This is a genomic window from Acinetobacter sp. NIOH-H-8, from assembly GCF_046635365.1.
Lineage (GTDB): Bacteria > Pseudomonadota > Gammaproteobacteria > Pseudomonadales > Moraxellaceae > Acinetobacter.
Genome location: NZ_JBHDVN010000074.1, coordinates 1 through 11,546, shown reverse-complemented (window position 1 = coordinate 11,546; position 11,546 = coordinate 1). Strand labels below are relative to the sequence as shown.

The 11,546-nt window shown below is 40.0% G+C and carries 9 protein-coding genes; 6 read left to right on the top strand and 3 right to left on the bottom strand.

Annotated elements, in window-relative coordinates:
- Positions 1–322: 322 nt before the first annotated feature.
- Positions 323–517 carry a hypothetical protein gene (locus ACEWB7_RS16225; RefSeq protein ID WP_125279298.1) on the bottom strand — a complete coding sequence of 65 codons (195 nt, stop codon included), beginning with the start codon at positions 515–517 and terminating at the stop codon, positions 323–325.
- Positions 518–1,090: 573 nt separating this feature from the next.
- Between ACEWB7_RS16225 and sbmA the strand changes: the two genes are divergently transcribed.
- From sbmA to ACEWB7_RS16200, 5 genes are all read left to right on the top strand, one after another.
- Positions 1,091–2,224: a peptide antibiotic transporter SbmA gene (gene sbmA, locus ACEWB7_RS16220; RefSeq protein ID WP_411580966.1), complete on the top strand. Its 1,134-nt coding sequence runs from the start codon at positions 1,091–1,093 to the stop codon at positions 2,222–2,224.
- A gap of 618 nt (positions 2,225–2,842) precedes the next feature.
- Positions 2,843–3,826 (top strand): hypothetical protein, encoded by a 984-nt coding sequence (locus ACEWB7_RS16215; protein WP_312318146.1) that lies wholly within the window; start codon positions 2,843–2,845, stop codon positions 3,824–3,826.
- Between the two features lie 481 nt (positions 3,827–4,307).
- Entirely contained in the window at positions 4,308–6,281 is a 1,974-nt protein-coding gene (locus tag ACEWB7_RS16210) for a M13 family metallopeptidase (protein WP_312318141.1), read from the top strand.
- A 193-nt stretch (positions 6,282–6,474) separates the two neighbouring features.
- Complete coding sequence (locus ACEWB7_RS16205; protein WP_312318138.1) at positions 6,475–8,523, top strand: M13 family metallopeptidase; 2,049 nt, start codon at positions 6,475–6,477, stop codon at positions 8,521–8,523.
- Positions 8,524–8,679: 156 nt separating this feature from the next.
- Positions 8,680–9,174, top strand: coding sequence for a hypothetical protein (locus ACEWB7_RS16200; RefSeq protein ID WP_312318135.1), 495 nt, complete (start codon positions 8,680–8,682; stop codon positions 9,172–9,174).
- Positions 9,175–9,216: 42 nt separating this feature from the next.
- Here ACEWB7_RS16200 and yddG read toward each other — a convergent pair whose 3' ends face one another.
- Entirely contained in the window at positions 9,217–10,152 is a 936-nt protein-coding gene (gene yddG, locus ACEWB7_RS16195; protein ID WP_166135462.1) for an aromatic amino acid DMT transporter YddG, read from the bottom strand.
- 131 nt (positions 10,153–10,283) lie between these two features.
- On the opposite strand from yddG, the gene ACEWB7_RS16190 reads away from it, so the two are divergent.
- Positions 10,284–10,406, top strand: a complete 123-nt coding sequence (locus ACEWB7_RS16190; protein ID WP_312318129.1) for a hypothetical protein — start codon at positions 10,284–10,286, stop codon at positions 10,404–10,406.
- Between the two features lie 286 nt (positions 10,407–10,692).
- On the opposite strand, the gene ACEWB7_RS16185 is transcribed toward ACEWB7_RS16190, so the two are convergent.
- A complete protein-coding gene (locus ACEWB7_RS16185) occupies positions 10,693–11,298 on the bottom strand; it encodes a hypothetical protein (RefSeq protein ID WP_312318127.1) in 606 nt (201 codons plus the stop codon).
- Positions 11,299–11,546 lie beyond the last annotated feature (248 nt).

Below are 11,546 nucleotides of genomic sequence, written 5' to 3'. Positions count from 1 at the left end.
TTCTTGACTCAAGCATTAATGCAGTACGATCTTCAAAGTTAAGATGATGGTATGACAATTTTATATACTCCATAAACCCTTTAAATTAATTAGGTGGTTTATGTCGCACTTCAAGTTTTACTCTGCCAGGTATTAAATTGGAAATATTTAAAAACACATTTAATATAAAATATAAATATAGCGCAGCCTATTAATTTTTTATTAAAGCCAGTTTTGAAAGGAAGGATAAATTATAAAATCTTGGTGCTACATAGAAGAGAGAGGGTTATATCGTTGAGAGACTAGGTGTAGACATAACCCCATAAAGAGGAGAGCAGAGTGCTTATAGCTCTCTCCAGACATCGTTCTCATCTTTCAATGGAATAGTAAAGTTAAAGTCATCATCATTACTGACTAAAAGACTGGTAGGGGTTTGCATCAAAACTTTTAAAACAGTACCAGCTTCAAAAATAATCGGGTGACAGTTTTCCTTTTCCAAGGTCACTGGCTTAAGTAATTCAATCACAGAACTTTCCATATTTTTATTCCCAAATATTGATACTTCGCTGTTTTTTAATCTTAACATGATTTTTGCACATTTAACTAATTTTTGAAAAACCGAGACATAAGTCAACAAGTCGGTCAATTTTTCTTAAAAAGCGCTTAAGTCAGTAAATTAAAGGGATAGAGATTAAGATTTAATTTTCAAACGATTTGTGTTTCTTAAACTCGAATATTTTCAGTTTATTTACCGACGAAAAGAAGAGAAGGAGACAAACGGCCCCAAATAGTAAATCTAGCGCAAAATCTACTTGTCACTTTTTGACAGGCCAGTCATGATCTCCTTCATTCTATTGCATACGTTATGCGCTAGTATTAAAGCAAGAATCATATAATCTGATATTAATTTGGCTTTAGCGATTTTGTGTTTGTATGTAATTTTTTACATTGAATTGCAAATTTATGCTGCAGTTCGTTGAAAGTCTGAAAATAAGAATAAACTGTGCGTCATTTGGATGACCTGTACATCTATAAGGAGAATTAAGCCCCAATGTTTAAGTCATTTTTTCCACAACCAGTGTGGTTTTTTAGTAGTCTGGTACTGTGATTTCTGATCAATCTTTGCCTTTGGCATAGTGGTGGATCAGGCTGGGGTGTCTATTTAGGTATGACTGAAGGTTATCATGATCTTAAAATGCCGATAGGAATCAGCCGTTTCTGGGCGCCAAAATTTCTCTGGTTCTATCTCTGGTTTTTTGTAAGTACCGCGATATTCGCTACCTTCTGGTATTTTAAAGCGAAACATCCCTGGCAGCGCTGGTCCGTGTGGAGCTCGGCCTTTATCCTGTTCAATATCTGGTTTGGGGTGCAGGTTAATGTCGTCTTAAATGAATGGTATAGCCCGTTCTATGACCAGACCCAGAATATGCTCACCCAAGGGGGCGGAGATGTCAGCCTATTATATCAAGGTGCATTGACCTTTATTTATATTGCCATGGTCTATGTCACGCTGGCGGTGTTTAACCTGTTCTTTGTCAGTCATTATGTATTCCGCTGGCGTACGGCGATGAATGACTATTATACGGCGCATTGGGAAAAGCTGCGTCATATTGAAGGGGCGTCACAACGTATTCAGGAAGATACCATGCGCTTTGCCAAGACTACGGAACAGCTCAGTGTTTCGCTCATTGAATCTCTGATGCTATTAATGGCCTTCCTGCCAATTCTGTATGAGTTATCGAGTCATGTAAAAGTACTGCCGATTGTCGGTGAAATACCGCATGCATTAATGTGGGCGTCGATCGGATGGGCAGTTCTGGGTACCGTGATTTTAATGATTGTCGGGATGAAACTCCCTGGACTGGAATTCAATAATCAGAAAGTAGAAGCGGCTTATCGTAAAGAGCTGGTTTATGGTGAAGATTATGCCGATCGTGCTCACCCACTCACTTTGCAAGAACTGTTTAGCCGGGTACGTAAGAATTATTTCCGTCTGTATTTCCACTATGCCTATTTCAATATGGTCCGCATCTGGTATCTGCAACTGGACAATATTTACGGATTATTTATTTTGTTTCCAAGTATTGCCGCGGGGGCGATTACACTGGGTTTGATGATGCAGATCCTGAATGTGTTCGGTAAGGTTCGTGAATCTTTCCAGTATTTGATTTTATCTTGGCCTACGATTATTGAATTACTCTCTATCTATAAACGTTTGAAAGCATTTGAATCACATCTCGATTAATTTTTTCTTCTATTCCTAGACAATTTTAAAAGCCAGACCATCATAGGTTTGGTTTTTTATTGATTAATTTTTATTCAAAATCAAATTGAAAATTACTATCTGGAGAGGTGCGAAAAAATTAGGATGAGTGGTACTAAAACATCCCAATATTAGGGTATCCAAGCTATTTTTTCTTGTCTAGAATTTTAAAGGCCAGCCAGGGTGGTGTTTAATTTCCAATAATATGGCGTATAAAAATAATTAGTGTACGTAAAGGAAATTGTTCAAATTATAATCTCATTCAGACAGCGATAGAGAGCATAATTGCCGTTATCTTCCATGATAATAATATCTCTAATTTTTGTTGAATGAGTAACCGGAGAACTGATCTGTTTCTTCGGTTTTTTTATATCTTTTTTTCTACTGCTTCATCTTTTAATTGGCGAATAATCCAGCGTATTTATTGACATTGAAGAATGTTAATTTGATCAATTTATTTGGCTTTAAGCTAGATGAATTAGGCACTCTATTTCCCATTTTTAGTGATAGTTCTCACTATATTTTTATATTTATCAATCTGTTGAGATTGTTGTTTTAGCATATTTGCTATATGTTATAGGGGCCTGGGGGAGATAAGCAGTGAAGCTAAAATTAATAATTCCAACAATATGTGTAGCAAGTCTGGCTGGATGTAACAGTATTCAGCAAATGAAATCAGATATGCAGCATCCTTATGCAAGTCCTCAAGAACTGATCGTTAAAAGAAACCTGAATCAAGCTGACGGTTCGGCAAAAGAATATGTTTATTCATGGGAAAAATCCAAGCAGCATTTAGAGCCACAATCCCTCTATCCACGAACCACCTTAAGCCAGTATTGTCATGAACGGGGCGGCAAGTTTTCTCTACTGTATAAGAGCCAATTGGCTTCAGTAAAAGATTCTGCCCAGAAGAACCGTTTAAGCAAAAACCGTTATGTCACTCAGGGTATTGGTGCCTATCAATGTACGATGCCCCAAGGGCAAAATTGGATTGTTTCTATTGAGCCGATTTCTGAACATCAGCTAGATAAGAATAATACTACGCGTGTAGTCCGGATCTTGAGCAAACTTCAAAGCTCAGCCGAAGCACGTCATTTCTATCAGGGCCACAAAGCTACGGCTAAGTCTAATAAAATTGCCGAGAAGAATGCAGCCAAAACCTCAGTCAAAGATGAGAAAAAGGAATTAGATAAAAAAGAAGCTGATAAGAAAGAAATAAAAATACCTGCTGTTGAACCGACAGTGGTTGCTGTCCCTGCTGCTCGTACAACTAGTATCGAAACGCCACAACAGCAACAGATGAAATTGTATGTAGCTGCACGTCGTGATATCAATAGCGGCAAGAACCTGAACAATGCCTGCAATAATGCCCAGCGTGCCTATAACTATGGCAAATTACAGGGTACAGAAGGAACACGTGTCTATACTGAATCAGGTATGTTAGTGGCACGCTGTTTAAGCAGTATTCCAGTCTATGCTAACCGTATTCCAAATTCCAAGGTTCAGGCCAAACGAATACTGCAGAATCTGGCCACCAACTATAACCATACTGGGGCGAAGAATCAGTTGAGACAGTTAAAATAAGTCTATTATTTTCACATGCAGTTTGATCATTTATTTAGCAGATTAGATGCTCATGAAAAGTCATCTACTTTAAGTATTGGTGATATTTAAAAAAGTATTTCTTAAGCATAGGCGGACTTAAAAATAATATTTTTCTTTTGAATACCAATGATAGAAGATAAATAGTTATCCTATTGATAGGAATAAAAATTAATTAGTATTAGGTTGCAAATCGAACCTTATTTCACAGTGAATCTCCTATCGCCATCTCAGATTTTCTCTTCTATATCTCCTGTTAAATACAAGCTAATTCAACGGCATATTTTAGAAATTATTGGTATATCTTTTGCTTAAAAATTATCAGTTTTGTGCTTATGGACTGAGCAAGAAAAACTAATTGATTTTTAACATACACAATAATGAGATTTATCGCTTGAGAAAACATATTTTAAGTCATTTGATTCTTGTGGGTGCATTTCTACATTCGTCTGTGAGTTATGCAGTGAGTACAACTTCATTAAAATCGGCAATTGATCTGAATGCGATTGATCGGACGGTTGATCCAAAGCAGGATTTTTATCAATTCGTGAATGGAAACTGGCTGAAAACCGCAAAGATTCCAGAAGATCAGGCATTGTCGGGTGCATTTGCTGAAGTGAGTATGAAATCAACCCAGCAGTTATTTGACATTTTTAATGAGCTGGCTAAAAAACAGTATCCGCAAGGTAGCAATGAACAAAAGGTCGCAGATCTCTATGCCAGTTATATGGATACCGATCGGCTGGAACAACTTGGGCTTGAGGCATTGCAACAAGACCTGCAGCGGATTGAAAGTATCAAGACCAAAAAAGATCTGGCAGAGTTTTTTGCCTATGCGGAAAAAATCAATCTGAATTTGCCATTCTCTACCCGTTTTTATCAGGACCGTAAAGCTTCTTCCAAGGCCATGATGTATGTAGGGCAAGGTGGCTTGGGAATGCCTGACCGTGATTTTTATTTGAGTGAGCAGCCTCGACAACAGGAAATTCGCAATACTTATCTGCTTTATATCGCCAATACCCTGAATTTTGCCGGTCAGCCCAAGCCGATTGAAGATGCTCGCACTATCCTGGCTTTGGAAAAGGCACTGGCAAAAATTAGCTGGTCCGCTGTGGAGCTACGCAATGATGAGGTGAGAACCTATCTCGTTGAAACTAAAAATATCATTAACTATATGCCTTCTTTTGACTGGATGAATTATTTCTCAGAACTGGGCTTAAAAGGAGCAAGAAAAGAGGTTGCGATCTCGCAGATTAATTACTTGCGTCAGCTGGATCAGTTATGGAAGGTCGTTCCAATTGAAACCTGGCAAACCTATTTGAAATTCAACCTGATCAATAGTTATTCGCCATTTTTAACAGAAGTTTTTCAAGACCATCATTTTGAATTTTATGACAAAACACTAGAGGGTGTACAAGCACGTTCTCCACGGAATGAGTCCGCTCTGGAACTCACTAACGGTATTTTAGGTAATGTGCTTGGCAAGCTCTATGTAGAAAAGCACTTTAATGAAAGCCAGCGCCCGGCCATGCTGGAAATGGTAGAAAACGTCCGTAAAGCCTTTCATCTGAAACTGGATCAGGTAGACTGGATGGGTTCGGATACCAAAAAACAAGTGCGGCATAAACTGGACAGCATCAATATTAAAATTGGTTATCCGAAAACATGGCAGGATTATTCAGCCTTAAAAATTCGTAAGGATGATCTGATTGGTAATATCCAGCGGACCCGGCTATTCAATTACCAGCGTGAACTGGACAAGGTGGGAGAACCGATTGATCCAGAAGCCTGGCACATGTCGCCACAAACAGCCAATGCTTACTATAACGTTAAGCTGAATGAAATCGTATTACCTGCGGCCATCTGGCAAGCGCCATTTTATTATGACGATAGTCATGATCCTGCAGTGAATTATGGTGCCATCGGGGCTGTTATCGCACATGAAATTAGCCATGGTTTTGACGATAGAGGAAGCCGCTTTGATGCCAAAGGCAAGGGTGAAGAAACCTGGAACGAGCGCGACCGTAAGAAGTTCAATGAACGCACCAAAGCCTTAGTTGAGCAATATAAACAATATGAAGTTCTGCCAGGGCATAAGGTGAATGCAGAATTAAATAAAAGTGAAAATATCTCTGACAACCTGGGCTTAGGGATCGCTCATATGGCTTACAAGTTATCGCTCAAGGGTCAGCAGCCAGCACCTGTCATTGATGGCTTTAGTGGAGATCAGCGTTTTTATATGGGCTGGGCACAAGTCTGGCGTAGCAAAAGTAATCCTGAATATCTGTTAAATAGCCTAAACCTTGCCAGCCACGCGCCAGGTCATGTGCGTGGCAATGGTGCTGTCCGCAATCAACAAAGTTTTTATGAAGCTTTTGAGATTAAAGAAGGGGACAAGATGTATTTATCACCTGAAAAACGAATCTCCATCTGGTAACAGGTTTTAAAAAACAGGTCTGTTTATCTGAAAAGAGACAGGCCTATTTTTTTCTGCGAAGGAACAGCATGCAGAGCCAAGACCAGTTTAAAAATTGGCATATATGCTGCTTATAAAGATTTAAGTGTTTGATTATCAGGTCAACACGTATTGATAAATTCAACTGCGCAGTGAAGCGCGAGGATAGCAAGCTTTGAAAATTTTTCTAAAAACCGCATTGGTAAGTGCTTTATTAGCCGTTTCCTCTGCAAATTATGCTTCAGATCAAACCGCTATTGCAGCACTTGGCTCGGGGATTCATCTTCAACATTTTGATAAAAAAATCGCACCACAACAGGACTTCTATCAGCATGTAAATGGGCACTGGTTAGAGCATGAGGAAATCCCGGCTGATATGCCAAACTGGGGCGCATTCACGATTTTGCGTGAAAACTCGACCCAGCAATTACATGACATTGTAGAAGAGCTGGCGAAAACCAAATCGGATTATGGCAGCAATGAGCAGAAAGTGGGGAGCTTATATGCCAGCTTTATGGACACGGAAACTTTAAATGCAAAAGGTATCCAGCCGCTCAAAGCAGATATCGCCAAAATTGAGGCCATGAAAAGCAAAAAAGATTTCACTTTGTTGCTTGCAGACTATGCAAAAAACCGTGTCAGTACACCTTTTGAATTTGGCGTGATTCCTGACTTGAAAAAGTCTGATCAAATGGCGGTGTTTTTGGGTCAAAGTGGTTTAGGTTTACCGGATCGTGACTACTATTTAAAAGACGATGAAAAACTGAAAAGTGCCCGTGAAACTTATGTTAAACATATTGCTAAGCTGTTAACGCTATCGGGTGAAACGGAAGCAGAAGCGGCTGCACATGCACAATTTATCCTGAACTTAGAAACTGAAATTGCCAAAATTCAGTGGGATAACGTGCAGAACCGTAATCTCGAAAAAATGTATAACGTCTATACATTAAAAGACATCAAAAGTCTGGTGCCAGAGTTTGACTGGAAAACCTATTTTAAAGCGACGGGTTTAGACAAAAAAACCAAAACCGTGATTGTGGCGCAAAAAAGTTATTTTGAAGATTTAAACAAGATTTTAAGCAGCACACCCCTTGATGTATGGCAAACCTATTTCAAATTCCATCTGATTGATGGCGCTGCACCTTACTTAAGCCAGGAATTTGCTGATGCAAACTTTGAAATGTACAGCAAAACCTTACGCGGTGTGACCGAGCAACGGGCACGCTGGAAACGTGGGGTTGATATGACTAATGCCGTACTCGGTGAAAGTCTGGCACAAGTCTATGTCGCAAAACATTTCCAGCCTGAACAGAAACAGCGTATGGAAAAACTGGTAGAAAACCTGTTGCTGGCATTTGAACAGAATCTAGAAAAACTGGACTGGATGGGTGCAGAAACCAAAGCACAGGCACACCGTAAGCTGAAAAGCTTTAGAGTAAAAATTGGCTATCCAAATAAATGGCGTGACTATAGCAAGCTGGAAATTAAAGATGGCGACCTGATTGGTAATCTGCGTCGTACCAACAGTTTCAATTATGACATTGCGCTGGATAAGTTGGGGAAACCGGTTGATCGTGAAGAATGGCATATGCTGCCGCAAACGGTAAATGCTTACTACAACCCAATGGGCAATGAAATTGTTTTCCCTGCTGCTATTTTACAGCCGCCATTCTTCGATATGAATGCTGATGATGCCGTGAACTATGGCGCAATTGGGGCAGTAATTGGGCATGAAATCAGTCATGGCTTTGATGACCAGGGCAGCCGCTTTGATGCAGACGGCAACATGAAAAACTGGTGGACCGAAGAAGACGATAAAAAATTCAAGGAAAAAACCAAAGCTCTGGTTGAGCAATACAATGCCTATGAAGCAATACCGGGCTATCACGTCAATGGTGAACTGACCTTAGGTGAAAATATTGCCGATAACTCAGGTCTGGCGATTGCCTATGAAGCTTATAAATTGTCACTAAATGGCAAGCCTGCTCCGGTGATTGATGGATATACCGGAGATCAGCGTTTCTATATTGGCTGGACGCAGGCATGGCGTGCCAAAGTTCGTCCGGAACTGGCATTACAGCTGTTAAAAACAGACCCGCATTCACCAGCAGCCATTCGTGGCCGTGCGACCTTACTTAACCAGAAACCTTTCTATGAAGCCTTTAGCGTCAAGCAAGAAGATCCAATGTATCTGGAAGAAGATAAGCGTGTGAAAATCTGGTAAGTCTGATTTCCTCATTCGATTCCAAAAGTCCTGACTGATGTCGGGACTTTTTTTTATCTCTCAGGTTACAGAGTTCTACAGGTTTTCCAGCCTTTTACATGCTACAAAGAAACTGCATTGTTCAAGCAGTTTGAACGGGTGAAAAAGGAAAGGAATATGGGATTCAAAGCTTTATCGGGTCTTCGGGCAGTCTTTATGACTACAGCATTGCTGGGGGCAACTCAGATTGCGACAGCCGGTCCAACGGTTGATCAGCTTAGTGACTGTTTGATGAAATCGACGACAGGCACTGATAAAACCACAGTCTTGCAATGGACCTTTGTGGCATTGGGTAATCATCCCGATCTAAAAGCTTTTAGCAATGTAACTGCAACTCAAAAGGAAACACTCGACAGAAATTTAGCTTCGGTTTTACAGCGGATTCTGGTTGAGCAATGTCCAACCCAAACCAAAGCGGTGATTCAGGCTGAAGGAGTGCAAGCAGTGGGCAAAAGTTTCCAGGAGCTTGGGCAGGTCACAGGTCAGGAAATACTGAAAAATCCGGAAATCAAAAGTCAGCTGAATGGTGTACTCAAATATATCGATATGAGCAAACTGGTCACGACGTTTTTGACCCCTGACGTGTGGAATAAACTAGGCATCACCCGTTAATGGATTGCAGATGCAGCCAAACTTAAACCGCAAAAATGTGGTTTAAGTTTTATAGAGCTTACCTGGAAACAGTCGGTCCCGAATTTCATTCCAGTTGGTCGACAGCCAGCAAATAAATGAACCTAAGGTGACCATCATCGTACCGATCCAAAAGGTATGCGATAGACTGGTATTCAGTACCCACATCGAAATGATAGACGAAAAGATCGGGCTAAAATAAGATAACGCGACCAGCATCGCGATATTGCCTTGGTTAATTCCGATATTCCACGCGGCATAACCCAAGCCAGTTACGACTGAAACCAGCAACATATACAGCATAATATTCAAGTCAATATTAAGAAGTTGCGGCAATTGTTCGTGATCTAACAGCAGCGTCTTGCTCCAGAGAACCACACTTACCATTGCGAAAAAGAACACGATTGGGTTATGTCCTTGGCTGTATTTTTTGGTAAATACACAATATAACGACCATAAACTTGCCCCAATGAATGCCAATATGTAACTGGTTGGATTGGCTTGTATATTGTGAATGACGGTTGCTAAATGAATATCTCCGTTGCCCGTCTGGATATAAAAAATACCTGCCAGACTAATACTAAGCCCAACCACCACCAAGCTATGAAATTTTAGTTCATGAAATAAAATCAGCATCGCAATGGTCATACTGGGCCACAGATAATTCACCAGACTAATTTCAATGGCTTGCTGTGCAGTTTGTGCGAGTGCTACGGCATAGGCAAAACAGATTTCATATACCAGAAATAATGCAGCTGCACTCAGCAGATAAAACTTGGGTATGGTTTTGAGTTTGGGAACGCCAAAAACAGCCAGTAAGAGCAGGGTGCTTAAGCTATACATCATGAGTACAGCAAGATCAGGTCCAATACTAAAACTGATTTTTTTGAGCAATCCTACGATAGATGACCACTGTAAAATAGCACTTAAGCCAATTAGCGTAGCGAGGTTTTTCGACATGATAAGGGCGGGATGGGAGAATGTGCAGATTGTATTCCTGTTGAGTGATTTTCAATATGGGACAAACACGATTTTATGATCAAATTCAAAAAAATCGTTAACAACCGCTTTATGATTTGAATATCCCGATCATGAGTTTAATGATCCAGAAAATGGGTGTGAAAATTAGCTCGATACCATCGGCAAGATTGGCCAGTTTGCTTTCTCTGGCTGTGAGTGTACGTGGTTTGATGGGTTTGCGTTTTCTTGACTGATATGCGCCAATGATGAATACAAGAGTGATCAGGATAATGCTAAGTAAAATAATGTAATTTGACATTTTTTTGTTTTTTTCGGTTTGTTTTTGATTTTATAGCAGAAATTTGACTTTTCTCTAATCCCCACTTGCACTTCATTTTAGAAATACCTCTCCCTAACCCTCTCCTAAAAGGAGAGGGAACTTCCAATATTAAATTTATAGCGGCTTTTAATTAGGAATGATTTCTCCCTCTCTCTATGGGATGAGAAGCACTGCTTCGCAAGGGGGTGAGGGAGAAAGAATTACAACAAATCAGGATAAAACCTCTCAAACTCCGGATTTACAGCTTCACCCCTCAGCAAATAACCTTTTGGCTGAATATAACTATAAATTTCCCGTGCAGGTTGTTCATGCCAGCCAATATTAAAAGCACAAAGTTTTGGGAAAAAGTGCAGATGGCTATAGTTCAGATTGTTATGAATCCAATAGGCAAGTTGTTGCCAGTTGCTTTGATCTTTTTCATACAGTTCTAGAAATGCAGGAATGACAATACACGCCGTTGCACCGTAGCCTTTTTCATCAGGATAGTCCCAAATATGACTGGCAAAGTTTTTCTCGTTACTTGCGCAGTTATGTCCTTTTTCATTGCCGAGTTGATTCACTTTTGGCGAACGATAAGCGGAACGAATGGTAATACGTCCAAACTTGTCTTGCAGTGGTTCAAGTAATTCTTCGCATAGTTTTGTCCCTGTACGAATGGCAATATCAGGATGGTCTGGAAAGTTAGGGATACCGTACCAGTTAGCGATTTCGCTATAGAGAAAGTCACGCATAAAGAAAGACTTCGATAGCTGAATGCGTCCTAAGTCTTCGAGTTTGGCAATCGAGGATACTTTTTTGATAGTCATGTTGATATAGATGTAATATTTTAAGATTTTATCGAGATCATAGTATATTGAACTTTAATTAAATTTATAATTTTTTAGGGGTTGTATGGGTAATTGGACAAAGCGATTGAGGGATTGTTCTGGCTTTGTTGCACAAACCTATCTGTAAAGGCTTTTTCAGCGATATAATTTTCAAATGAAGAAGCCTACACACAAAATCTACCGCACAACCAATTGGCCCGCATATAACCGAGCACTCATGAGTCGCG

Excerpts from the sequence above, each read along its gene's own strand:
- ACEWB7_RS16225 (WP_125279298.1), bottom strand. The coding sequence starts at position 517 with ATGGAAAGTTCTGTGATTGAATTACTTAAGCCAGTGACCTTGGAAAAG.
- ACEWB7_RS16200 (WP_312318135.1), top strand. The coding sequence starts at position 8,680 with ATGGGATTCAAAGCTTTATCGGGTCTTCGGGCAGTCTTTATGACTACA.
- yddG (WP_166135462.1), bottom strand. The coding sequence starts at position 10,152 with ATGTCGAAAAACCTCGCTACGCTAATTGGCTTAAGTGCTATTTTACAG.
- ACEWB7_RS16190 (WP_312318129.1), top strand. The coding sequence starts at position 10,284 with ATGAGTTTAATGATCCAGAAAATGGGTGTGAAAATTAGCTCGATACCA.
- ACEWB7_RS16185 (WP_312318127.1), bottom strand. The coding sequence starts at position 11,298 with ATGACTATCAAAAAAGTATCCTCGATTGCCAAACTCGAAGACTTAGGA.